General features: G+C 69.2%; 22 protein-coding genes and 1 other RNA gene. 15 read left to right on the forward strand and 8 right to left on the reverse strand.

All coding sequences use genetic code 11. The features are described 5' to 3' along the window. Nucleotide 1: 1 nt before the first annotated feature. Genes pheA through gyrA form a run of 3 tightly spaced genes read right to left on the reverse strand, consistent with a single transcriptional unit; the run spans nucleotide 2 to nucleotide 4387 of the window. On the reverse strand, nucleotides 2–1093 hold the full coding sequence (gene pheA / locus NGK70_RS23000; RefSeq protein WP_251970779.1) for a prephenate dehydratase: 1092 nt from the start codon (nucleotides 1091–1093) through the stop codon (nucleotides 2–4). 40 nt (nucleotides 1094–1133) lie between these two features. Beyond that, nucleotides 1134–1691 carry a DUF2059 domain-containing protein gene (locus NGK70_RS23005; protein WP_251970780.1) on the reverse strand — a complete coding sequence of 186 codons (558 nt, stop codon included), beginning with the start codon at nucleotides 1689–1691 and terminating at the stop codon, nucleotides 1134–1136. Then, a complete protein-coding gene (gene gyrA, locus NGK70_RS23010; RefSeq protein WP_251970781.1) occupies nucleotides 1691–4387 on the reverse strand; it encodes a DNA gyrase subunit A in 2697 nt (898 codons plus the stop codon). The genes NGK70_RS23005 and gyrA overlap by 1 nt, the downstream gene beginning before the upstream one ends. A gap of 288 nt (nucleotides 4388–4675) precedes the next feature. Here gyrA and ompA point away from each other — a divergent pair, with 288 nt between their 5' ends. The 7 genes from ompA (at nucleotide 4676) to NGK70_RS23045 (ending at nucleotide 10631) form a co-directional block, all read left to right on the forward strand. Beyond that, the gene (ompA, locus tag NGK70_RS23015) at nucleotides 4676–5395 is read left to right on the forward strand and encodes an outer membrane protein OmpA (RefSeq protein WP_251973876.1); all 720 of its coding nucleotides are present in this window, start codon (nucleotides 4676–4678) and stop codon (nucleotides 5393–5395) included. A gap of 93 nt (nucleotides 5396–5488) precedes the next feature. After that, on the forward strand, nucleotides 5489–6196 hold the full coding sequence (ubiG, locus tag NGK70_RS23020; RefSeq protein WP_251970782.1) for a bifunctional 2-polyprenyl-6-hydroxyphenol methylase/3-demethylubiquinol 3-O-methyltransferase UbiG: 708 nt from the start codon (nucleotides 5489–5491) through the stop codon (nucleotides 6194–6196). Nucleotides 6197–6295: 99 nt separating this feature from the next. Next, nucleotides 6296–6961, forward strand: a complete 666-nt coding sequence (gph, locus tag NGK70_RS23025; RefSeq protein WP_251970783.1) for a phosphoglycolate phosphatase — start codon at nucleotides 6296–6298, stop codon at nucleotides 6959–6961. A gap of 14 nt (nucleotides 6962–6975) precedes the next feature. Beyond that, nucleotides 6976–7335: a transfer-messenger RNA gene (gene ssrA / locus NGK70_RS23030) on the forward strand. A 147-nt stretch (nucleotides 7336–7482) separates the two neighbouring features. Beyond that, on the forward strand, nucleotides 7483–8901 hold the full coding sequence (locus tag NGK70_RS23035; protein WP_251970784.1) for a M48 family metallopeptidase: 1419 nt from the start codon (nucleotides 7483–7485) through the stop codon (nucleotides 8899–8901). 11 nt (nucleotides 8902–8912) lie between these two features. After that, the gene (locus tag NGK70_RS23040; RefSeq protein WP_251970785.1) at nucleotides 8913–9662 is read left to right on the forward strand and encodes a hypothetical protein; all 750 of its coding nucleotides are present in this window, start codon (nucleotides 8913–8915) and stop codon (nucleotides 9660–9662) included. Between the two features lie 150 nt (nucleotides 9663–9812). Beyond that, entirely contained in the window at nucleotides 9813–10631 is an 819-nt protein-coding gene (locus tag NGK70_RS23045; RefSeq protein ID WP_251970786.1) for a TIGR00266 family protein, read from the forward strand. Nucleotides 10632–10729: 98 nt separating this feature from the next. Here NGK70_RS23045 and NGK70_RS23050 read toward each other — a convergent pair whose 3' ends face one another. The 4 genes from NGK70_RS23050 to NGK70_RS23065 form a co-directional block, all read right to left on the reverse strand. Beyond that, a complete protein-coding gene (locus NGK70_RS23050; RefSeq protein WP_251970787.1) occupies nucleotides 10730–11164 on the reverse strand; it encodes a universal stress protein in 435 nt (144 codons plus the stop codon). 169 nt (nucleotides 11165–11333) lie between these two features. Beyond that, on the reverse strand, nucleotides 11334–12191 hold the full coding sequence (locus NGK70_RS23055) for a sulfurtransferase (protein ID WP_251973877.1): 858 nt from the start codon (nucleotides 12189–12191) through the stop codon (nucleotides 11334–11336). A gap of 55 nt (nucleotides 12192–12246) precedes the next feature. After that, the gene (locus tag NGK70_RS23060) at nucleotides 12247–13134 is read right to left on the reverse strand and encodes a DMT family transporter (protein ID WP_251973878.1); all 888 of its coding nucleotides are present in this window, start codon (nucleotides 13132–13134) and stop codon (nucleotides 12247–12249) included. Nucleotides 13135–13220: 86 nt separating this feature from the next. After that, nucleotides 13221–14351, reverse strand: a complete 1131-nt coding sequence (locus NGK70_RS23065) for an aromatic ring-hydroxylating oxygenase subunit alpha (RefSeq protein WP_251970788.1) — start codon at nucleotides 14349–14351, stop codon at nucleotides 13221–13223. 350 nt (nucleotides 14352–14701) lie between these two features. Here NGK70_RS23065 and xseB point away from each other — a divergent pair, with 350 nt between their 5' ends. From xseB to dxs, 3 genes are read left to right on the forward strand one after another with little or no spacing between them, the layout of a single operon-like run. Further along, entirely contained in the window at nucleotides 14702–14917 is a 216-nt protein-coding gene (xseB, locus tag NGK70_RS23070; RefSeq protein WP_428985551.1) for an exodeoxyribonuclease VII small subunit, read from the forward strand. Between the two features lie 55 nt (nucleotides 14918–14972). Continuing rightward, nucleotides 14973–15875 carry a polyprenyl synthetase family protein gene (locus NGK70_RS23075; RefSeq protein WP_251970790.1) on the forward strand — a complete coding sequence of 301 codons (903 nt, stop codon included), beginning with the start codon at nucleotides 14973–14975 and terminating at the stop codon, nucleotides 15873–15875. A gap of 58 nt (nucleotides 15876–15933) precedes the next feature. After that, complete coding sequence (dxs, locus tag NGK70_RS23080) at nucleotides 15934–17868, forward strand: 1-deoxy-D-xylulose-5-phosphate synthase (protein WP_251970791.1); 1935 nt, start codon at nucleotides 15934–15936, stop codon at nucleotides 17866–17868. 84 nt (nucleotides 17869–17952) lie between these two features. Here the strand turns inward: dxs and NGK70_RS23085 are convergent, their stop codons facing one another. Then, nucleotides 17953–18369 carry a response regulator gene (locus tag NGK70_RS23085; protein WP_251970792.1) on the reverse strand — a complete coding sequence of 139 codons (417 nt, stop codon included), beginning with the start codon at nucleotides 18367–18369 and terminating at the stop codon, nucleotides 17953–17955. Nucleotides 18370–18526: 157 nt separating this feature from the next. Between NGK70_RS23085 and cobA the strand changes: the two genes are divergently transcribed. The 5 genes from cobA to NGK70_RS23110 are packed head-to-tail and all read left to right on the forward strand — an operon-like array spanning nucleotide 18527 to nucleotide 23557. After that, nucleotides 18527–19423, forward strand: a complete 897-nt coding sequence (gene cobA, locus NGK70_RS23090; protein ID WP_251970793.1) for a uroporphyrinogen-III C-methyltransferase — start codon at nucleotides 18527–18529, stop codon at nucleotides 19421–19423. Between the two features lie 12 nt (nucleotides 19424–19435). Continuing rightward, nucleotides 19436–20734 carry an NnrS family protein gene (locus NGK70_RS23095; RefSeq protein ID WP_251970794.1) on the forward strand — a complete coding sequence of 433 codons (1299 nt, stop codon included), beginning with the start codon at nucleotides 19436–19438 and terminating at the stop codon, nucleotides 20732–20734. A 31-nt stretch (nucleotides 20735–20765) separates the two neighbouring features. Then, on the forward strand, nucleotides 20766–21200 hold the full coding sequence (locus NGK70_RS23100; protein ID WP_251970795.1) for a c-type cytochrome: 435 nt from the start codon (nucleotides 20766–20768) through the stop codon (nucleotides 21198–21200). A 15-nt stretch (nucleotides 21201–21215) separates the two neighbouring features. Continuing rightward, nucleotides 21216–22667, forward strand: a complete 1452-nt coding sequence (locus NGK70_RS23105; protein ID WP_251970796.1) for a cbb3-type cytochrome c oxidase subunit I — start codon at nucleotides 21216–21218, stop codon at nucleotides 22665–22667. 35 nt (nucleotides 22668–22702) lie between these two features. Further along, nucleotides 22703–23557, forward strand: a complete 855-nt coding sequence (locus tag NGK70_RS23110; RefSeq protein WP_251970797.1) for a CbbQ/NirQ/NorQ/GpvN family protein — start codon at nucleotides 22703–22705, stop codon at nucleotides 23555–23557. Nucleotides 23558–23655 lie beyond the last annotated feature (98 nt).

The raw sequence follows: 23655 nt of genomic DNA on the forward strand, positions 1-23655 counted from the left end.
CTCAGTGCACGTCGATGGGGTAGGTGCCCAGCACCTTGAAGAAGGCACAGGCGTCGCGCAACTCGTGCATCGCCGTCTGGACCGCCGGCTGGTCCGGGTGGCCCTGCAGGTCGATGAAGAAGTAGTACTCCCACTGGCCCGAGCGCGCCGGGCGGGACTCCAGCCGGCTCATCGACACGCCGTGCCGCTTCAGCGGAGCCAGGATGTCGTACATCGCGCCCGGGCGGTTCACCACCGAGACGACCAGGCTGGTGCAGTCGTGCCCCGAGGCCTTGGGTGCCGGGTGGCGATGCGGGTCGGTGACGATCGCGAAGCGGGTGCGGTTGTGCGTGTCGTCCTGGATCGCCGGGGCCACGACGTGCAGGCCGTACTCGCTGGCCGCGCGGGCGCTGGCGATGCCGGCCAGCTTCGGGTCGAGCCCGGCCAGGCGGGCGCCCTCGGCGTTGCTGGCCACCGGCCGGCGCTCGGCGTGGGGCAGGTGCAGCGAGAGCCACTCGTGGCACTGCGCCAGCGCCTGCGGGTGCGCGCAGACCGCCTCGATGCCCTCCAGCGAGTTCTCGCGGCGCAGCAGGTTGTGGCGCACGAACAGGCTGGTCTCGCCGATGATGAACAGCGGGGTGGTCAGGAAAATGTCCAGCGAGCGCGCCACCATGCCTTCGGTGGAGTTCTCCACCGGCACCACGCCGAAGTCGGCCACACCCGCCGCCGTGCTGCGGAACACCTCGTCGATGCTGGCGCAGGGCACGCGCACCAGCGACGAGCCGAAGTAGCCCAGCGCTGCCTCCTCGCTGAAGGTGCCGGCCGGGCCGAGGTAGGCCACCCGGGTGGGCGTTTCCAGCGCCCGGCAGGCCGACATGATCTCGCGCCAGATGGGCGCGACGCTGTCGTTCTTGAGCGGCCCCGGGTTGGCCGCCTTGAGCCCGTCGATGACCTGCGCCTCGCGCTCGGGGCGGAAAACGACGGAGCCCTCCTTTTTCTTGAGCTCGCCGACCTCCTGCGCCAGTTGCGCGCGGCGGTTCAGCAGCGCGAGCAGGTCGCGGTCGAGGGCATCGATCTGGCCGCGCAGGGCCAACAGGTCGGCGGGAGCTTGCACGGGCGGCTCGTCGGTTCAGGTCAGGTCGGGATCGAGGGGATCACTTCTTCTTCGAGGCGGCCGCGTCGGCGGGCGGCAGGCCGAGCTTCTTCGCGATCGACTGGTCCAGCGCCTTGAGCTTGGGCTCGACGCTGGCGCGCGACTCGGCCACCACCTTCTGAGTCAGCTGCGGCTGCACTTCGGCGCTGAGCTGCTGGTACTTCTTGCTGACCGGCGACTCCAGCCAGGCGATCAGCGCCTTCAATTCGTCTTCGCTCAACTTCTCTTCGAGCGCCACACCGACCGTCCCGGGGGCCTGCTTGAGCGCCATGGCACGCAGGATCGGGGCGGTTTCCTCGTAGAACTTGCGCACCTCTTCCTGGATCTCCTTGCCGACCTGCTCGCGCTTGTCGGCCGGCACGCGCCCGGCCTGTTGGCTGGCGGCCTGCAGCATCTGCTGCGCGGTCTGGCCGGCCACCACGTTGCCTACGCCTTCGATGCCCGGCTGCTGCAGCTGCAGCACTTTCTTGACCAGGTCTTTCTTCGCTGCCGAGGCATCCGCCGCCAGGGTCAGCCCGCTGGCGGTCAGCGCCGCCGCCAAAACACACAAACGCAACATCAAGGGTTCTCCTCGCCGGGGGTTCCGGCCGCACGGGGTTCATTGTCGGATTCGCTGCCCGGATCGCCGGCATCAGCGACGTCATTGGCGTCGTTTTCCACGATGCGCTGCAGCCCCGACAGCTTGGCACCTTCGTCGAGGGCGATCAGGGTCACCCCCTGGGTCGCGCGGCCCAGTTCGCGGATTTCCGCCACGCGGGTGCGAACTAATACACCGCGGTCGGTGATCAGCATGATCTCGTCGTTGGCGCGCACCAACGTGGCGGCTACCACTTTGCCGTTGCGCTCGCTCTGATGGATGGCGATCATCCCCTTGGTGCCTCGGCCGTGCCGGGTGTACTCGACGATCGAGGTGCGCTTGCCGAAGCCGTTCTCGGTGGCGCACAACACGCTCACCGGCGTGTTGTCAGGCCCCACGGACTGGGTGTCGTCCTGCTCGGCCACCAGCATCGCGATCACGCTCTGGCCCTCGTCGAGCGCCATGCCGCGCACGCCGCGCGCATTGCGGCCCATCGGCCGCACGTCGTTCTCGTCGAAGCGCACCGCCTTGCCGCCGTCGGAGAACAGCATCACATCGTGCCGCCCGTCGGTGAGTGCGGCGCCGATCAGGTAGTCACCCTCGTCCAGGTCCACGGAGATGATGCCGGCCTTGCGCGGGTTGCTGAACTCGTCCAGCGCCGTCTTCTTGACCGTGCCCAGCGCCGTGCACATGAAGACGTAGTGATCGGCCGGGAAGCTGCGGAACTCGCCGGTCAGCGGCAGCACCACGTTGATCTTCTCTTCCGGCTGCAGCGGGAACATGTTGACGATCGGCCGGCCGCGGCTGGTCCGCCCGCCCTGCGGCACCTCCCAGACCTTCAGCCAGTAGACCCGCCCGCGATTGCTGAAGCACAGCATCCAGTCGTGCGTGTTGGCGATGAAGAGCTGGTCGACCCAGTCATCGTCCTTCGTCGCGGTGGCCTGCTTGCCGCGCCCGCCGCGCTTTTGCGAGCGGTACTCGGCCAGCGGCTGGCTCTTGATGTAGCCGGTGTGGCTGAGCGTGACCACCATGTCGGTCGGCGTGATCAGGTCCTCGGTGCCGAGTTCCTGCACGTTGTGCTCGACCACCGAGCGGCGCGCGCCCAGCTTGGTCTGGCCGAATTCCTGGCGCAGCGCCACCAGCTCCTCGCCGATGATGAAGGTCACGCGCTCGGGCTTGGCGAGGATGTCCAGCAGGTCGGCGATCTGGGCCATGACCTCCTTGTACTCGCCGACGATCTTGTCCTGCTCCAGCCCGGTCAGGCGCTGCAGGCGCATCTGCAGGATCTCGCCGGCCTGGTCGTCCGAGAGGCGATACAGCCCGTCGGTCTGCATGCCGAACTGCGGCGCCAGGCCCTCGGGCCGGTAGGCTGCGCGCCCGCCCGGCGTGTCGGACTCGGCGCGGGCGAGCATCTCGCGCACCAGCGAGCTGTCCCAGCTCTGATTCATCAGCGCCAGCTTGGCCACCGGCGGGGTCGGCGACTCCTTGATGATGCGGATGAACTCGTCGATGTTGGCCAGCGCCACCGCCAGGCCTTCGAGCACATGACCACGCTCGCGCGCCTTGCGCAGCTCGAACACGGTGCGCCGCGTCACCACCTCGCGGCGGTGCTCCAGGAAGATCTCCAGCAGCTGCTTGAGGTTGCACAGGCGCGGCTGACCGTCGATCAGCGCCACCATGTTGATGCCGAAGGTGTCCTGCAGCTGCGTCTGCTTGTACAGGTTGTTCAGCACCACCTCGGGCACTTCGCCGCGCTTGAGCTCGATGACCAGGCGCATGCCTGACTTGTCCGACTCGTCCTGGATGTGGCTGATGCCTTCGAGCTTCTTCTCGTGCACCAGCTCGGCCATGCGCTCCTGCAGCGTCTTCTTGTTGACCTGGTAGGGCAGCTCGTCGACGATGATCGACTGGCGCTGGCCACGGTCGATGTCCTCGAAGTGCACCTTGGCGCGCATCACCACCTTGCCGCGCCCGGTACGGTAGCCCTCGCGCACGCCGTTGATGCCATAGATGATGCCGGCGGTCGGAAAGTCCGGCGCCGGGATGATCTGCATGAGCTCGTCGAGGCTGGCCTCGGGGGCCTTCAGCAGGTGCAGGCAGGCATCGACGACCTCGTTGAGGTTGTGCGGCGGGATGTTGGTGGCCATGCCCACCGCGATGCCGGCGCTGCCGTTGACCAGCAGGTTCGGCAGCCGGCTGGGCAACACCAGCGGCTCCTTCTCGCTGCCGTCGTAGTTCGGACCGAAATCGACGGTGTCCTTGTCGATGTCGGCCAGCATCTCGTGCGCCACCTTCGACAGACGGATTTCGGTGTATCGCATCGCCGCGGCCGCATCGCCGTCGACCGACCCGAAGTTGCCCTGGCCGTCCACCAGCATGTGGCGCAGACTGAAGTCCTGTGCCATGCGCACGATGGTGTCGTACACCGCCGTGTCGCCATGCGGGTGGTACTTACCGATCACGTCACCGACGATGCGCGCCGATTTCTTGTAAGGCCGGTTCCAGTCGTTGTTCAGCTCGTGCATCGCGAAGAGCACGCGCCGGTGCACCGGCTTGAGGCCATCACGCGCATCCGGCAGCGCCCGACCCACGATCACGCTCATCGCGTAGTCGAGGTAGGACCGCCGCATCTCTTCTTCGAGGCTGATGGGCAGGGTTTCTTTGGCGAAGGAGCTCATGCGTCGGTGCGTTCCGGCGCCCGGTCCTGCTCGGCCTGCGTCTGCGTAGTGCAGGCAGGCCAGCCCGGGCTGGACAAACCGCGATTCTACGGTCGCGCCGATGTCGCCCATTTGCAACAGGCCGGGGAGCACTCCGGCGTCAGGCCAGCCACGGGTTGTTGTTTAAATGGCCTATGGCACAATGATTTGGTCGGCCCATCGTGCCCTGCCTGCACATTTGAGACACAGGGGCCGCCGGGTCTCAGTGCGTTTTTGCAGCCCTCCGCGGCTTTTCTCGAGAGGAGAACCATGAACAAACTCAATAAAGTGGCCTTGCTGTTCGCATCGGCCGCGCTGGCGGCTTGCGCAACCGGCGGTGGCGCTGGCGCCGTTGACAACTGGCGCTCCGCCGACGGCACCGTGGTGAAGAACGGTGCTGGCGATCTGTGCTGGCGCGATGCCGGCTTCACTCAGGCCACTGGCGTGCAGAAATGCGATGGCGTGCCTGCCCCGGCACCGGCGCCCGCCCCGGAGCCTGCACCGGCACCGGCGCCCGCTCCGGCACCTGCCCCCGCTCCGGCACCTGCCCCCGCTCCGGCGCCCGCCCCGGCACCGGTGGTGGCACCGACGCCCGCTCCCGCTCCGGTCGCTGCTCCGGCTGCACCGGTCAGCGAGAAGGTCACCTTCGCTGCCGACGCCTTCTTCGACACGGGCAAGTCCAAGCTCAAGCCGGAAGCCGGCGCCAAGCTGGACGATCTGGTCGGCAAGGTCAAGGACATCAACCTCGAAGTCATCATCGCAGTCGGCCACACCGACTCCGACGGCTCCGACGCGATGAACCAGAAGCTGTCGGTTGCTCGCGCCGAAGCGGTCAAGCAGTACCTGACCAGCAAGGGCATCGAGCAAAACCGCGTGTACACCGAAGGCAAGGGTGAGAAGCAGCCGGTGGCCGACAATTCGACCAAGGAAGGCAAGCAGAAGAACCGCCGCGTCGAAATCGAAGTGGTCGGTACTCGCACCAAGAAGTAAGCTCTCGCGGCTTGCATCAGGAAACCCCGCTGCGGCGGGGTTTTTCGTTGCCGCCTCCCGTTTCATCACCCGTCCCCTCGCCACCACACTCCGATGAGCAACGTCGACGCCCAGGAACTGGCCAAGTTCAGCGACCTGGCCCACAAATGGTGGGATCCGGACAGCGAGTTCCGCCCCCTGCACGAGATCAACCCACTGCGGCTCGGCTGGATCGAGCAGTGCGCTGGGCCACTGACCGGGCGCAGGGTGGTCGACATCGGCTGCGGTGGCGGCATCCTGGCCGAAAGCATGGCCCGCCAGGGCGCCGACGTGCTGGGCATCGACTTGGCCGAGCGCTCTCTGAAAGTGGCCCAGCTCCATGCGATGGAAGCCGGCGTCGCCTCGCTGCGTTACCGCGAAATCGCTGCCGAAGCCCTGGCCGTTGAACAACCCGGCCTGTTCGACGTGGTCACCTGCATGGAGATGATGGAGCATGTGCCCGACCCGGCCTCCATCGTGCAGGCCTGTGCCACGCTCGCCAAGCCCGGTGGCTGGGTGTTCTTCTCGACCATCCATCGCCAGCCGAAGGCCTTCCTGCACGCCATCCTCGGTGCCGAGTACCTGCTCGGCCTGCTGCCACGCGGCACGCATGAGTACGCGCGCTTCATCCGGCCGAGCGAGCTGGCCCGGTGGTGCCGGTACAGCGGGCTCGATCTGCAACACACCCGCGGCATGGGCTACAACCCGCTCACGCGTCGCTACCAGCTGAATGCCGACACCAGCGTGAACTACCTGGTGGCCTGCCGCAAGGCCGCCATCTGACCTGAGCCGTCCGAGCTGAGATCTGACCTTTGATTTGCCAGTGCGACCACAGCAGCCGCCTGCTTGCGCCCCTCGCACCCGCTTTGCCCGACCTCCCCCATGGCGATTCCCCACCACGCCGTCCTGTTCGACCTGGATGGCACCCTCGTCGACAGTGCCCCTGATCTCGCCGGCGCCGGCAACGATCTGCGTGAACAGCGCGGCCTGCCGCCCCGGCCACTGGACGACTACCGCCCGCTGACCGGCACCGGTGCGCGCGGCATGCTGTCCATCGCGCTGGACAGCCGCCCGGAGCATGCCGACTTCGAGGCCCTGAAAGCAGAGTACCTCGACGCCTACGCCCGCCGCCTGACGCAACTGTCCCGGGTGTTCGATGACATGCATGCGGTCCTCCAGGCACTGGAACGCCGCGGCACCGCCTGGGGCATCGTGACCAACAAGCACAGCCGCTTCGCCACCCCCCTGGTGAGTGGCTTGGGCCTGGACCAACGCTGCGCCGTGCTGGTCTGTGGCGACAGCGCCGCCCGAGCCAAGCCCCACCCCGATCCGCTGCTGCTGGCGGCCGACCAACTGGGCCTCGCACCCGCCACCTGCATCTACGTCGGCGATGACCTGCGCGACATCCAGGCCGGCCGGGCCGCCGGCATGGCCACCATCGCCGCAGCCTGGGGCTACCTGGGAGACGGTGCCCCCATCGGGCACTGGGGCGCCGATCACCTCGCACAAAGTCCCTCCGACCTCTTGAAACTGCTGGGACTGGACTAAAATAGAGCGTTCTAGGGGCCGACCTGGTTTCGACGTGGGTGCGGAATCGGAGCAGGGCATGCCGAGCACCAGTTCGCTCGTAAATCCACTGGAAACAAAGTAACTGCGAACGACTCTACGTACGCTCTCGCTGCTTAACACCAGCGAGCCTCTCAACGGTTGGCCGATGGGCCGGGCCCGCAAGGGCTGAGAGGTAATTCACATTGGCTGGTATCCGGTGGGGTCACACAACCGGGTACGAGATCTTGTGACTGGCGTTGTCTGAAGGGTGTTCCTGCCCGTCTGCGACGCGAGACTCAAATCAGAGAACTACGCATGTAGAACTGCCTGAGGATGGCTTGCGGACGGGGGTTCGATCCCCCCCGGCTCCACCAAATCGACGCCAAGTCCCTGACCGGACTTGGCGTTTTTCTTTGCCTCTCGGAGTGGCGGCAAACGCTTTTGAGCGGCCATTACACGATGGGCGCCCTCATGCCAGCCTAGAATTGCAAAAAATGCAATCACATGTGGCAGGCGGGATCATGGCAGGCGGGCTGAGACAACCCAGGCGGTCATTCGATGTGGGCGAAGCGGGTCGCGACGCAGATGGCTGGCCGGGGGCAGAATCACCGCGGCGGCGCTGGCTGCGGCAGGCTTGGTCAGCGGGCTGCGGACTGGCTCTGGCAGGTTGTGCGCTGGCCGACCGCAGACCCGGCGCCTCAAGCGGTGATGCCAGCCCGGCCACAAGCGCTCCCCTGCCCGCGGCACCGGGGCGCGAGTCGGCCGACCCGGCCGTGGATGCACAGTTGGCACCGCACCAGTTCTCGCTGGACCTCGGTTTCGTGCAGGACGGTGACCTGCACGCCTATGTCGAGCGGGTGGGGCGCGACCTGCAGGCGGCAGCCAATTCGCAAGCGCAGCCCTGCACGGTGCGGGTGGTGAATGCGCATCATGTGAACAGCTACAGTTTCCCCGGCGGCAGCATTGGCATCACGCGCGGCTGGCTGGTGATGCTGCGCGATGAGTCCGAACTGGCCGCGGTCCTCGCGCACCAGTTGGGCCACCTGGGCAGCCAGCAGGTTGCGCAGGCCCTGTCGCGCAGCGAGTGGCGCCGGCGTCTGCTTGCCAGCACCGTGTCGGTGAGCCAGGACTCGGCCTGGACCCCGGTGATCGGCCTGGTCGATCCGCTGGGGGACAGTCCACTACTGCGCGATTTCACCCCGGAGCAGGAGATCGAAGCGGATGTGCTGGCCATGCGCTACTTGACACGCGCGGGCTACCCGGCGCAGGCATGGCCGCGCGTGCTGGACCGACTGGCCGAACGAGCCCAGGCCCAGCCGGGACTGCTTGCAACGATCAACCGGCACCACCCGCTGGACGATGCACGCCGCCGGCGCGCCCACGAAAGTGTCGGCCAGTTGCGTGACAGCACGACACGCCGCCGCACCGCCCCGGCGCTCTGGTCGGCACAACTGGCCTGGCTGCAGCGGCAGGTCCCGGCGATCGAGGCCTGCCAGCTCGGCGAGCTGGCGATGCTGGGCCAGGACCTGGTCACGGCGGCGACGCACTTCGGGCGGGCCCTGCAGATCGCCAGCGACGACTACGCCACCCGGGTGCGATTGGCGCAGTGCCTTCAGGCGCAGGGTCACAGTCGGGAGGCCCTGCTTCATGCACAGGTGGCGCGGGAGCTGCATCCCGGCGAGGCCCAGGCCCACCGTCTGGTCGCCACGCTGCAGCTCAGCCTGCGCGACGCGGCAAAGGCCTGGCTGGCTCTGGAACAATACGACCGGCTGCTGCCGGGCGACCCGGGCGTGATCTTCCTTCAAGGCGTCGCCCTGGAAGCGCTGGGGCGTACCCGGCATGCGGCCGAACACTACCGGACCTACCTGCGCCTCACCCGTGAAGGGCAGGCCGCTCAATACGCCCTGTCCCGCCTCAAGGCCCTCGGATACCCCCCCTGACCATGTCAACGATGCCCGACCGTCCCCCCCGCCCGATGTGGCAGATCGTCCTGGGGTTGGTGGCCGGGGTGCTGATCCTGGTTGCTGCCGCGTTCGTGCTCCCTTGGCTGATGCCGCCTTCACGCCAAGACGCCAGCACCGCCACCGATCAATTGCCCTGGCAGATCCAGTTGCGCCCGGATGGCGGCACCCAGGTCTTCGGGCTGCGCCTGGGCGGCTCGGCCCCCAGCCGGCTGGAGGAGGCCCAGGCCCTGTGGCCGCAGGAGGTGATGAAGGTGGCCCTGCTGAGCAGCAGCGCGGGTCACCTGGCGCTGGAGGCCTACCTCGAATCCGTGCGCGTCGGTGGCCTGCAGGGCAAGCTGGTGCTGGCCGCCCAGGCCGACCCCGCCCACCTGACGGCCTGGGCGCAGCGCAGCCTGCGCGGCGAGATCCTGCCCAGCGGGGCCCGGCAGGCCAGCCTGCGCGCCGAGGACCTCGCCGAAGCACGCCGCAGCGTGCTCGGCGGGGTGGTCTTCCTGCCGGCCGCCCGCCTGGACGAGGCGACGGTGCAGCAGCGCTTCGGCATGCCCGCACAGCGGCTGGCGACGGCCGACGCAGCGGTGCACCTGCTCTACCCGGACCGGGGCCTGGCGATCACCCTGACCACGGAGGGCCGCGAGCGGCCCGTGCTGCAGTACGTGGCCCCCGCTGACTTCCAGCAACGGCTGCGCGCGCCGCTGGACGCCGCCGCATCGGCCCCGCCTGCTGCCAGCGCCCCCTGACGCGCACCGCGCGGCCCCCCCACCCGACGCGCCCGCGGGTGCAGGCCGCGTCCGTGACAGCCTTCACCACCTGCGCTGCGCCTGTCACGGAGGCTGCCGCACAATGCGCGCCTTCCCTCACCCCCCTTTGTCACACAAGGAGCACACACGATGGCGATGGACGTGATCGACTACGAGATCAAGGGCGCCGAGATGCAGTTCGTCGAGTTGGAACTCGACCCGGGAGAGGCCGCCGTGGGCGAAGCCGGCTCGATGATGTTCATGGACGGTGGCATCGGCATGGACACCGTCTTTGGTGACGGCTCGCAGCAGACCGGCGGCTTCTTCGGCAAGCTGCTGGGCGCGGGCAAGCGGCTGATCACCGGCGAGTCGCTGTTCACCACCGTCTACACCAACCACGGCAGCGGCAAGCAGCGCGTCGGTTTTGCAGCACCCTACCCGGGCAAGATCCTGCCGATGGACCTGCGCAAGCTCGGCGGCCTGCTGATCTGCCAGAAGGACGCCTTCCTCTGCGCCGCCCGCGGCGTGAGCCTGGGCATCCACTTCCAGCAGAAGCTGTCGGTGGGTTTCTTCGGCGGCGAGGGCTTCATCATGCAGAAGCTCGAAGGCGACGGCCTCGCCTTCGTGCACGCTGGCGGCACCGTGATGCGCCGCGACCTGCAGCCCGGCCAGGTGCTGCTGATCGATACCGGCTGCGTCGTGGCACACACGCCGGACGTGAACTTCGAGATCCAGTACGTCGGCAAGATCAAGACCGCACTGTTCGGCGGCGAAGGCCTGTTCCTGGCCAAGATGACCGGCCCGGGCACCGTCTGGCTGCAGAGCCTGCCTTTCTCGCGCCTGGCCAGCCGCATCTTCGCAGCCGCGCCGCAGACCGGTGGCGGTGGCCGCGAGGAGGGCTCGCTGCTCAGCGGCGTGGCCGCGGGCGGTCTGCTTGGCAGCGTGTTCGGTGGCGGCGACGACGACTGACGCGCACCGGCATCAACGCGAAAAGGGGACGGCATGCCGTCCCCTTTTTGCTGCGCCGCCGCTGGGCGCCGCCTTGCGCTGCGTTGTGCCGAGTTGTGTCAGCGCACCACCAGCACCGGCACGCTGCTGTGCGTCAGCACCTTCTGCGTCTCGCTGCCCAGCAGCAGCGCGGCCACGCCGCGGCGGCCATGCGAGGCCATCACGATCAGGTCGGCATCCTGCTGCTTGCCGAAGTCGAGGATGGCCTCCCAGGGGTGCAGCGCCTCCACCGAGGCCGCCGTGCAGGCCACACCGGCGGCAGCGGCGGCGGCCTTGACGGCGTCGAGGTGTTTGTTGGCGATGCGCTCCTGCGAGTCGAAGAACTCCTGCGGCGGGATGGGCTGCATCTCGGAGATCGCGCTGTACGGGAAGGGCTCCTTCACCGCCAGGGCACTCAACTGCGCCCCGAAGGCCTTGCACAGGTTGATGGCAGTCTCCACGGCCTTGGCCGTGATGTCGGAACCGTCGGTGGGAACGAGGATGCGTTGGTACATGGAGGCCTCCGAAATGAGGGGAGCAAAGCAATCATGCGCCGGCCCGGTCGGGCAGTCTTGATACCCATCAAGGCCGGTGCATGCCGGCAACGAGTGTGCACGGCGGCTTGCGGGCGGACAAGCGGGCCGACCCGCGTCCGTTGCCGCCACGCCAGCATCGGCGCAGGGCTCAGCCGCGTGCGACCGGGCGGGCCGGGTCGCGGCACCACTCGCTCCACGAGCCCGCGTAGAGCACCCCGTCGCCCAGGCCGGCCGCGGCCATCGCCAGCAGGTTGTGGCAGGCCGTCACGCCCGAGCCGCACTGGTGGATGACCTCGCCCCCCGCACGCTCGCCCAGCAGCGCAGTGAAGGCCGCGCGCAGGGCCGCCGCGTCGAGAAAGCGGCCGTCGGGCCCGAGGTTGCTGGTGAAGGGCCGGTTCAGCGCCCCGGGGATGTGGCCGGCCACGGGGTCCAGCGGCTCGACGTCGCCGCGGTAGCGCTCCGGACCACGCGCATCGACCAGGGTGACGGCACCGAGGCCGCGCTGCAGCTCGTCGGCCGTGATCGTCGCCAGGGCGGGTGCCGCCGGCAGCGGATACGGCTCGGCGGCAGGCACCGGCCGGCGCTCGCCCGACTCCAGGGCGCCGCCCGCGGCCACCCAGGCGGGCAGGCCGCCATCGAGCACCGCCACGGATTGGTGACCGAGCCAGCGCAGCAGCCACCAGGCCCGCGCGGCGTACATGCCGCCGCTGGCGTCGTACACCACCACCGGCGTGGCTGGCGTGATGCCAAAGGCCGCGACGGTGCGCGCAAAGGCCTGCGGCGTCGGCAGCGGGTGGCGCCCGCCACACAGTGCCGGCGCCGGCGGCATGGCACTGAGGTCTCGCTCCAGGTGGGCATAGAGCGCGCCGGGCAGGTGGGCCTGCCGGTAGGCCGACTCGCCCGCCTCCGGCTGCGCGAGGTCGAAACGTGCATCCAGCAGGCAGACGCGGCCGATGCGGTCAAGCAGAGGCTGCAACTCGGCCGCGCTGATCAGGGGGCTGGGCAGGGTCACGTTCACGGCAACAGTCACGGCAAGGCTCCTTGGCGAAGGGTCGGAAGGATCAGGGCTCGATGTCGGGCGGCAGGGTTTCGGCCGGGCGCACGCGCGCCTGGTTGTCCTGGCGCAGGCTGGCCGCGGCGATGCCGGCCGCGACGATCAGCAGGGTGCCACCCAGCGCGACCAGGTGCACCGGCTCGCCAAACAGCAGCACCCCGTAGACGAAGGCAAAGGCGATGCCCAGGTACTGCAGGCTGGCGTTGACCAGCGGCCGGCCGGTCGCGTAGGCGCGCGTCATCATGAGCTGCGCCACCGTCGCCAGGCCGCCCACCGCCAGCAGCAGTGCCGCACTGCGCCAAGTGTGTGTGTGTAGGCCGCCGGTGAACTGCGACAGCACCGCCCCGGCCACCAGCCCGCCCAGCGAGAAGTAGAAGACGACCCGGCTCTCCGGCTCGCCGACCCGGCCGAGTGCCGTGACCTGCAGGTAGGCCATCGCCGACAGCACGCCCGACAGCAGCCCGAGCAGGCCATGCCAGAGCTGCTGCGCCTCGATGGTCGGGCGCAGCACCATCGCCACGCCGGCAAAGCCGGCCAACACGGAGGCCATCAGCCGGCCGTCGATGCGCGATCCCCCGGCCAGGATGCCCCCGCCGATCAGGAACAGCGCCATCCACACCGACGACATGTAGTTCAGCGTCATCGCCGTGGGCAGCGGCAGGCCCGAGATCGAATAGAACCACAACGACAGGGCCGACACACCAACGATGGCGCGCCACAGGTGCATGCCCGGCACGCGGGTGCGCAGCGTCTCGCCGCGCGCATGTGCCAGCACGGCCAGCACCAGCACGCCGACCAGGCCGCGGTACATCACGATCTCGCCGCTGCCATAGTAGGCCGAGGCCAGCTTGACGCACACGCCCATGGTGGCGAACAGGAAGGCGGCCGCCACCATCAGGGCGCTGGCGGAGGTGAGCGCGGCCCGCCGCCCGGCCCTGCGCCCCGCCGACGGGGCATGGCCGGGAGACGGGTCAGGCGACGTCATTCAGGCGCGTGCTCGCCCATGCGACGGCGGTACCACTCGTGGAAGTGCTGCATGCCGTCCTCCATCGGGCTCTGGTAAGGACCGACCTCGTTGTCGCCGCGCGCCAGCAGCGCCTTGCGCCCGGCGTCCATGCGCTCGCCGATCTCGTCGTCCTCGATGCAGGTCTCCATGTAGGCGGCCTGCTGGGCTTCGACGTACTCGCGCTCGAAGGCGGCGATCTCCTCGGGGTAGTAGAACTCCACCGTGTTGAGCGTCTTCTCCGGGCTGATCGGGTAGACGGTCGAGACCGTCAGCACGTTCGGGTACCACTCGACCATCACGTTCGGGTAGTAGGTCAGCCAGATCGCGCCGTGCCGTGGGACCACCCCGTTCTGGAAGCGTGCCACCTGCTCGTGCCAGCGGCGGTAGACCTCCGACCCCGGCTTGCCCAGCGCCTTGCCGATGCCCTGGGCCACGCCCACGGTCTGCACCGAGTACTCGCGGCCCATCTCCCAGCGCAGGTCGTCACAGGTGACGAAGTTGCCCAGGCCGGGGTGGAAGGGGCCGACGTGGTAGTCCTCCAGGTAGACCTCGATGAAGGTCTTCCAATTGTAATTGCACTCGTGCTGGATGACCTTGTCGAAGACGTAGCCGTCGAAGCTCAGGTCGGCACGCGGACCCATGCCGGCCAGGTCCGCCTCGATGTCGCGTCCGTTGTCCTCGAAGACCAGCCCGTTCCAGGTGCGCACCGGGTAGTTGCGCAGGTTCAGGCAGGGATCCTCGACGAAGTGCGGCGCACCCAGCAGCTTGCCGTGCAGGTCGTAGGTCCAGCGGTGCAGCGGGCACACCACAGCGCCACCCGAGTTGCCGCGGCCCTTGAGCATCACGGCCTGGCGGTGACGGCAGACGTTGGAGACCAGTTCGACCCCGTTGGCGGTGCGCACCAGCGCACGGCCCTCGCCTTCCTGCGCGAGCGCATGGAAATCGCCGACCTGGGGGACCATCAGCTCATGCCCCAGGTAGCGCGGACCGGACTGGAAGATGAGTCGCGCCTCCTGATCGAAGAGCAGCGGGTCGAAATAACTCGACACCGGCAGTTGAGTGCGACTTCTTTGCAGCGCGGTCTGCGCAAGGCTCAGGTCGGACATGATCCCCAGGATCTCCAAAAATGCATGTCGAACCACCACCCGGATCGGCCCGGGCCTGGGCGGAAGGGAAACCGTGTGCAACCGGACGTTGCGAATTGAACGTGGCAGCTCACCCGATCACACGGTTGGGCCGGGGTGGGCGGTTGCCCAAGGCGAATTGCGGATTGTAGCCGGCGTCTTCCTGCGGGCCCGGGGGGCGTGCAGTCTGCCGCGCCGATGTGCCTGCACGACGAAGACACCTCGCCCAGCCAGGCAAGCCAACCAGGTCCGGCCGTTCCCGACGCCTACAATCGAAAGTTTCTCCCCCGCCCATGTCGAAGCGCGCGCCCTCCCCTTCCTCACCCGCCCCGATGGCCGAGCCCGCCAGCTACGAGGCTGCCCTGGCCGAACTGGACCGCCTGGTCCAGGCGATGGAAAGTGCCCAGCTGCCGCTCGACCAGCTGCTGGACAGCTACCGGCGCGGTGCCGAACTGCTGGGCTGGTGCCGTGGCCGCCTGGACGCGGTGGAACAGCAGGTCAAGGTGCTGGAGAACGGTCAGCTCCAGGCTTGGAGCGACGCGGCATGAGCAGGCCGATGCCCCGGTGGCCCGCGCGGCTGCGCCCTTCGCAAGGAATCCCGTCATGACACGATTGGCATTCGATGCCTGGGCTGGCGAACAACTCGCCCGCGTCGAGGCCCAGCTCGACGCGCTGGTGCTCGCCGACGCCCCGGCCGGCCTGGGCGATGCGATGCGCTATGGCGTGCTCGACGGCGGCAAGCGCCTGCGCCCGCTGCTGGTGCTCGCCGCCGCCCAGGCGGTGCAGGGTGAATGTGCGATCGCCCTGCGCGCAGCCTGCGCGGTCGAGCTGATCCACGCCTATTCGCTCATCCACGACGACATGCCGTGCATGGACAACGACGTGCTGCGCCGCGGCAAGCCCACCGTGCACGTGCAGTACGGCGAAGCCCGCGCGATGCTGGCCGGCGACGCGATGCAGGCCCTGGCCTTCGAGGTGCTGACGCCGTCCGACACCCCCGCCGACGACCTGCCCTCCCTGGCGCTGCAGGCCAGGCTGTGCAGCCTGCTGGCGCGTGCCTCGGGCGTGTTCGGGATGGCCGGCGGACAGGCCATCGACCTGGCCAGCGTCGGCCACCAGCTCGACGAGCAGTCCCTGCAGGACATGCACCGCCGCAAGACCGGCGCCCTGCTGCAGGCCAGCGTGCTGATGGGGGCTGCCTGCGGCCGCACCACGCCCGCGGCCTGGGCGGCCCTGGCCGACTACGGTGCCGCCATCGGCCTGGCCTTCCAGGTGGTCGACGACATCCTCGATGTCACCCAGGCTTCCGACGTGCTCGGCAAGACCGCCGGCAAGGACGCCGATCAGAACAAGCCCACCTACGTCTCCCTGCTCGGCCTGGAGGGCGCCCGCGCCCGCGCCGTGGAACTGCACGGGCGCGCCCGTGTCGCGCTGGAGGCCAGTGGCGTCCCCGACCAGCGCTGGCTGGCGATGCTGGCCGACCGCGTGGTCGACCGCGAATCCTGAGCCACGCACTGCCCAGACGCCGGCCCGTGCGCCGCCTCCCGATGGAACCTCTCCTGCGATGAACACCTCCTCCGCCCACCCGCTGCTCTCCCGCATCGACAGCCCGGCCGACGTACGCCGGCTCGCGCGCGCGGAGCTCAAGCAGCTGGCCGTCGAGCTGCGCGAGTTCCTGCTGCAGAGCGTGTCGCGCACCGGCGGCCACCTGTCATCCAACCTCGGCACGGTGGAGCTGACCGTCGCGCTCCACCACGTCTTCCACACCCCCGAGGATCGGCTGGTGTGGGACGTGGGCCACCAGACCTACCCGCACAAGATCCTCACTGGCCGGCGTGACCGCATGCACACGCTGCGCCAGCTGGACGGCCTGTCGGGCTTCCCGCGCCGGGCCGAGAGCGAGTACGACACCTTCGGCACCGGGCACTCGTCCACCTCGATCTCGGCCGCGCTCGGCATGGCGATGGCGGCCCAGCTCAAGGGCGAGAAGCGCCGCGCCGTGGCCATCATCGGCGACGGCTCGATGACCGCGGGCATGGCCTTCGAGGCACTGAACAACGCCGGCATGCCGCACGCCGGCAAGGTGCCCAACCTGCTGGTGATCCTGAACGACAACGACATGTCGATCAGCCCGCCGGTGGGCGCACTCAACAAGTACCTGGCCCGGCTGATGAGCGGCAAGTTCTACGCCGCCGCGCGCGAGGGCGCCAAAAACGTGCTGAAGAACGCGCCGCCGCTGTTCGAGCTGGCGCGCCGCTTCGAGGAACACGCCAAGGGCATGGTCGTGCCGGGCACGATCTTCGAGGAGCTGGGCTTCAACTACGTCGGCCCGATCGACGGCCACGACCTCGATGCGCTGATCCCGACGCTGGAGAACCTGCGCGACAAGTCCGGCGCGCAGTTCCTGCACGTGGTCACCCGCAAGGGCTATGGCTACAAGCTGGCCGAGGCCGATCCGATCTCCTATCACGGTCCCGGCAAGTTCGACCCCCGCATCGGCCTGGTCAAGCCGGCCACGCCGCCCAAGCCCACCTTCACCCAGGTCTTCGGCCAGTGGCTGTGCGACATGGCCGAGGCGGATCCGAAGCTGGTCGGCATCACGCCAGCCATGCGCGAGGGCTCCGGCATGGTGGAGTTCCACCGGCGCTTCCCGGACCGTTACCACGACGTGGGCATCGCCGAGCAGCATGCGGTCACCTTCGCCGCCGGCCTGGCCTGCGAGGGCCTCAAGCCGGTGGTGGCGATCTACTCCACCTTCCTGCAGCGCGCCTACGACCAGCTGATCCACGACGTGGCGCTGCAGAACCTGCCGGTGGTGTTCGCGCTCGACCGCGCCGGCCTGGTCGGTGCCGATGGGGCCACCCATGCGGGCGCCTACGACATCGCCTACCTGCGCTGCATCCCGAACGTCTCGCTGATCGCCCCCGCCGATGAGCCGGAGCTGCGCCGCGCCCTGACCAGCGCCCACCACCACGGCGCACCCGTGGCGGTGCGCTATCCGCGCGGCAGCGGCGCCGGCCTGGCGGTGGGCAGCGAGCTGGACGAGCTGCCCTGGGGCCAGGGCGAGGTCCGCCGCGACAGCGCCGCAGCGCCCGGCAGCGGCCGGCGCATCGCCATCCTGGCTTTCGGCAGCCTGCTCTACCCGGCGCTCGAAGCCGCCGAGGCGCTGGACGCCAGCGTGGCCAACATGCGCTTCATCAAGCCGCTGGACACGGCCCTGGTCGAGCGCCTGGGCCGCAGCCACGACGCGCTGGTGACGGTGGAGGAAGGCTGCCTGGCAGGCGGGGCCGGCTCTGCCGTGCTGGAGGCCCTGCAGGCAGCGGGCATCAAGGTGCCCGTGCTCAACCTGGGGCTGCCCGACCGCTACATCGAGCACGGCGACCCGGCGCTGCTGCTGGCGCAGTGCGGGCTGGATGCCGCGGGCATCGAGGCCTCGATCCGCCAGCGCTTCGCCGGCACCCTCGGCGGCAGCCACCTGCGCCCGGTCGCGAACGGCTGACCGGCCAAGCCACTGACCCATGGATCGGGCTGAGGCGCCCGGTCGGCGCAAGGCCTCGCAGGCCGTGCGCCCGCTTCACCCGGTTCAGTGGGGCCGGCACACCAGGAAGCGCTGGACCGAGCGGCATACCACCGTCGGCGCCGCGCTTTTGGCCACCAGCAGGTCGGCGTCGATGTGGGCCTGGAGCAGCTGGGCCACCTGCTCGGGCCGGTCCAGCAGCACCACCACGGGCGTGTCGGCCAGGCGCGCACGCAGGCCCTGCGTGACCCGCGACAACCGCGGCAGCCCGCACCAGGCCAGATCGACGAAGACCATGTCGGTCGTGCAGGCCTGCGCCGCGGTGGAACCCTCACGCGCGCCGACAACCGGGTCGGGGTGGTGATCGGCCCGCGCAGGCAGCCGCGTGGCCCGTTGCACCGTCACCTCACCCCCCAGGCTGGACAGGGTGGCGCGCAGGCCGGCGAGGAGGGGCGGGTGATCGCTGAGGAGGACGGCTTGCATGGCAGGTGGCGGGTCGGGTGGCGGATGAAGCGATGCTAGTGACGCCCGGACACAACCGGCCTCCCCCCAAAGGGGGAAGCCCGCCACCCCCAAGCGACCGCCCCAGCCTTGAACCAGTTCAAGGACGCCCGGCCCCCACGAGGCCGACGATGTGGCCATGAACATGCTGGATGACCGCTCACGTCTGCGCCCCGCCGCGGATGCCGCGCCCCAGGCCCCTGGTTTCGTGAGCCTGATCGGCGCCGGCCCGGGCGACCCGGAACTGCTCACCCTCAAGGCCGCCCGCCTGCTCGGCAACGCTCGGCTGCTGCTCTACGACCACCTGGTCTCGCGCGAGGTGCTGCGGCTGGTGCCCGACGATGCCGACCTGATCTACGTCGGCAAGGAAGCCGGGCAGCACACGCTGGGGCAGGAAGCGATCGTCGAGCTGATGCTGCGCCTGGCGCGCAGCGGGCGAAGCCTGGTGCGGCTCAAGGGCGGCGACCCCTACATCTTCGGCCGGGGCGGAGAGGAAGCGCTCGCACTGGCCGCGGCGGGCATCCCCTTCGAGGTCGTGCCCGGCATCAGCGCGGCACAGGGCGCCGCGGCGGCCGCCGGCATCCCGCTGACGCACCGCGACCACGCCACCGCGGTGACCTACGTGACCGGCCACGGCCGCGCCGACCGCTGCCACACCACAGCCCCTGGCGATGACCCCGACGCGCCGGACGTGGACTGGGCCGCCCTGGCCCGTCCGCACCAGACGCTGGTGATCTACATGGGCCTGGGTCGGCTGCCGCAGATCAGCGCCCAGTTGATCGCCCATGGCATGCCGATGGACACCCCGGCCGCCCTGGTCGAACGCGCTTCGCTGCCCGACCAGCGCTGCGTCGTCGGCTGCCTGCGCGACCTGCCGGCCCTGGCTGTGGCCGAGGGCATCAAGGCCCCGGCCCTGATCCTGGTCGGCACGGTGGTCGGCCTGCAGGCGCAGCTCAATCCGGCCCGCATGGCGGCCCTGTGCGGCACAGCCACCAGGGGTGCCGCCATGGCCCTCACCGAGCTGCGTTCCCGCTGATCTGGCACTGCCTTGGCCGCATCCGCATCCCGGCTGCTGGCCCAGCTGCTGGCCCGGCTGCTGAGTGCCCCGCACCGCCTGCTGTTCACGGCGGGTGCCCTGGCCTGGGTGGGCATCGCCCTGTGGTGGGCGGTGGTCTCGGTGCTGACCGCGCTCGGCCACGCCCCGCCCTGGGCCGTCGCCCCGGCGGGCGCCCACGCGCTGGTGCTGGCGTTGGGCTTCATGCCCGCCTTCATCGCCGGCTTCCTGTTCACCGCCGGGCCGAAGTGGCTGGCGCTGCCACCAGTGGCGGTGCGCCCCCTGCGCGGGCCCGCCGCTCTATGGCTGGCCGGCTGGGCCCTGGCCCTGCCCGGCCTGCATCTCGACGCACGCGGGGCCGCCGCCGGCACCACGCTGGCCGCCCTGGGCTGGACCGGCCTGTGCGTGCAGCAGCAGCGGCTGCTGCGGGCCAGCCGGTTGCCCGCTGCCGACCGCCTGCATGCCCGTGCGATCGGCTGGGCGCTCTGGTGGATCGCCGCGGCCCTGGCCGCCGCCGCACTGGCCCTGGTCACCGGGCCGGACCCGCAGGCCCTGCGTGCCGCGGCCCGGCTGGGGCTTTGGGGCGTGGCCAGCGTGTTCATCACGGCCGCGCACCGGCTCACGCCCTTCTTCCACCCCGCCTGGCTGCACCGCCTGCCCGGCGGGCTGCTCGGACCGCTGCAGGTGGGCCTGGCACTGCGCGCAGCGGCCGACATGGCGGCGCTGGGCCTCGGCCCGGCCTGGCCCGCTGCGGCGCACCTGGGGGCCGCAGCCGGGCAGGCCACTCTCGCCGCAGCCACCCTCGCCGCCGCGTTCGACCCGGCGCTGCGGGTGGCCCGGCGCACCGCCTTCGTGCGCTTGCTGCATGTCGCCGTCGTCTGGCTGGCAGCGTCGTGCGCGCTGCAGGCGCTCACCCACGGCACCGCGGCCCGCGGGCAGCCCGGAGGCTGGGGCGACATCGCGTTGGCCGCGCTGCATGCCGCGACGCTGGGCTTCATGCTCACCACGCTGCTGGCCATGGCCAGCCGGGTCACGGCCACGCAGCAGGGGCGCGCGGTGGCGGTCGACCGCCCGCTGCGCTGGTTGTTCCGGCTGCTGCAGGCCACCGCGCTGGCGCGCCTGGCCGCATCGCTCTGGACCGGTGCGCCGGCCTGGTGGCTGCCCGGTGCAGCGGTCTCATTGGCCCTGATCGCCGTTGCGTGGATGGTTCATCCAGGCCGATTGCTGGCCGCCGCGCCCCGAACGCCTGGATCCTTGAACCGCTTCAAGGAAAAAGACCCCCTGCGTCCCTAGCCTACGCGAACCACGATCCGAGGAGGCCTTCATGAGCCAAAGTCAGAGCGGGTTCACCAAGCAAATGGCCCGCAACATCTTCTACGGCGGCACAGTGTTCTTCGCACTGCTGTTCGTAGCCCTGGTGTTTCACACCGAAAAGCAGATCCCCCAGCGATCCAATGCACAAGCGATCACCCCCGCGGTGGTGGCCGGCAAGAAGATATGGGAGACCCGCAACTGCATCGGCTGCCACACGCTGCTGGGCGAAGGCGCTTATTTCGCGCCTGAGCTGGGCAACGTTTACAAGCGCCGCGGCGGTGATTTCATCAAGGCCTGGATGAAGGCCCAACCCACGGGAACAGCGCACCGCCGCCAGATGCCGCAGTTCAATCTCGATGAGCAGCAGCTCAGCGACCTGGTCGAGTTCCTCAAGTGGACCGGCGAGATCAACACTGAAAAGTGGCCTCCCAATATCGAAGGTTGAGCGAGGAGAACTCTGATGACAACCGCAGTGCTCAAGTACAAGAGCCAGTCCGTCGCGAAGCTGTACTTCATCGCGGCGCTGGCACTGTTTGCCGCGCAGATCCTGTTCGGGGTCACGCTCGGTCTGCAATACCTGATCGGGGACCTGCTGTTCCCGTACATCCCCTTCAACCAGGCCCGCATGGTTCACACGAACCTGCTGATCGTCTGGCTGCTGTTCGGCTTCATGGGCTCGGCCTACTACATCGTGCCTGAAGAGGCCGAAACCGAGCTGCACAGTCCGAAGCTGGCCATCGCGCTGTTCTGGATCTTCCTGGTCGCCGGGGCCCTGACCATCGTCGGCTACCTGGCGGTGCCCTACGCGAAGCTCGCCGAGCTGACCGGCAACGACCTGCTGATGACCATGGGACGCGAGTTCCTGGAGCAGCCGCTGCCGACCAAGCTGGGCATCGTCGTCGTGGCGCTGGCCTTCCTCTACAACATCACGCTGACCATCCTCAAGGGCCGCAAGACCAGCATCAGCCTCGTGCTGCTGATCGGTCTGTGGGGCCTGGCGGTGATGTTCCTGTTCAGCTTCGTCAACCCGCACAACCTCGTGCGCGACAAGATGTACTGGTGGTTCGTCGTCCACCTCTGGGTGGAAGGCGTGTGGGAACTGATCCTCGGCGCCCTGCTGGCCTTCGTCCTGGTGAAGACCACCGGCGTGGACCGCGAGGTGATCGACAAGTGGCTGTACGTCATCATCGCCTTCTCGCTGATGACCGGCATCCTGGGTACCGGCCACCACTTCTACTTCATCGGCACGCCGGGTTACTGGCAGTGGATCGGCAGCATCTTCTCGGCGCTGGAACCCATCCCCTTCTTCATGATGACGGTCTTCGCCTTCAACATGGTGCAGCGTCGCCGCCGTGAACACCCGAACCAGGCCGCTGTGCTCTGGGCGGTGGGCACTTCGGTGATGGGCTTCCTGGGCGCTGGCCTGTGGGGCTTCATCCACACCCTGTCGCCGGTGAACTACTACACCCACGGCACGCAGATCACCGCGGCGCACGGCCACCTGGCCTTCTACGGCGCCTACGTGCTCGTCGTCATCACGATGATCAGCTATGCCATGCCCACCCTGCGTGGCCGCCTGTCGGCCCCGAAGACGGCGCAGAGCTATGAGATGTGGTCCTTCTGGATCATGACCATCGGCATGAGCGTGATGGTGCTGGCCCTGACCGGCGCAGGCATCCTGCAAGTCTGGCTGCAGCGTCTGCCGGAAACCGGTGCGATGGGCTTCATGGCCACGCAGGACCAGCTGGCCTTCTTCTACTGGCTGCGCCTGGCCGGTGGTGTGGGCTTCCTGATCGGGCTGATCATCTACCTGAGCAGCTTCTTCGTCGGTTCCAACGAGCCTGACGTGGCTGAAGTGGGCAGCGCTGGCAACGGCGCCTCCGCCCGCGCCGTGCCGGCCAAGCGCGCCTGATCAGCGCCTGAGCCAAAGCAGGACAATCGGAGCCCATGATGGAGTTCACCAGCGCCCGCCACGTGGCCGACACGGTCGCCGCGCTGCCCGCCAGGCTCGACCTGGCGAGCGGGTCGGTCCCGTTCTACGCCGAGCAGGGCGGTGAGGCAGCGCTCTTCGAGCACGCCTTCCGCCAGCGCCTGCCGGTGCTGATCAAGGGACCGACCGGCTGCGGCAAGACCCGCTTCGTCGAGCACATGGCCGCGCGCCTGGGCCGACCGCTCATCACCGTGAGCTGCCATGACGACCTGAGTGCAGCCGACCTGGTCGGCCGCCACCTGATCGGCGACGGCAACACGGTGTGGAACGACGGCCCGCTGACCCGCGCGGTGCGTTCGGGCGCCATCTGCTACCTCGACGAGGTGGTGGAAGCGCGCAAGGACACCACGGTGGTGCTGCACCCGCTGGCCGACGACCGGCGCGTGCTGCCGATCGAACGTACCGGCGAGCTGCTCGCCGCGCCGCCCGGGTTCATGCTGGTGATCTCCTACAACCCGGGCTACCAGAACCTGCTCAAGAGCCTCAAGCCCAGCACCCGCCAGCGCTTCATCGCGCTGAACTTCGGCTACCCGGCCCCGGCGGTGGAACGCACCATCGTCGAGACCGAAGCCGGCGTGGCCGCCCCGGTCGCGCAGCAGCTCGTGCAGCTCGCCGAGTCACTGCGCCGCCTGACCGACCACGACCTCGAAGAAACCGTCAGCACCCGCCTGCTGGTGATGGCCGCCCGGCTCGTCGCCTCCGGCGTATCGCTGCCCACCGCCTGCCGCGCCGCCATCGTCGACGCGCTGACGGACGATGCGGACACCGCCGCAGCACTGGCCGAAGTGGTCAGTGCCGTGATCGGCGAGTGACGCCCCGGATCGAGCCCGGCTCGATCCGATCCATTCCCTCGGGTCGCATGCACGCGAACAGTCCATGCGCACCCCACCGTTTTGCGCGACGGCGACAT

The organism is Sphaerotilus microaerophilus (assembly GCF_023734135.1).
GTDB classification, from domain to species: Bacteria; Pseudomonadota; Gammaproteobacteria; order Burkholderiales; family Burkholderiaceae_C; genus Sphaerotilus; species Sphaerotilus microaerophilus.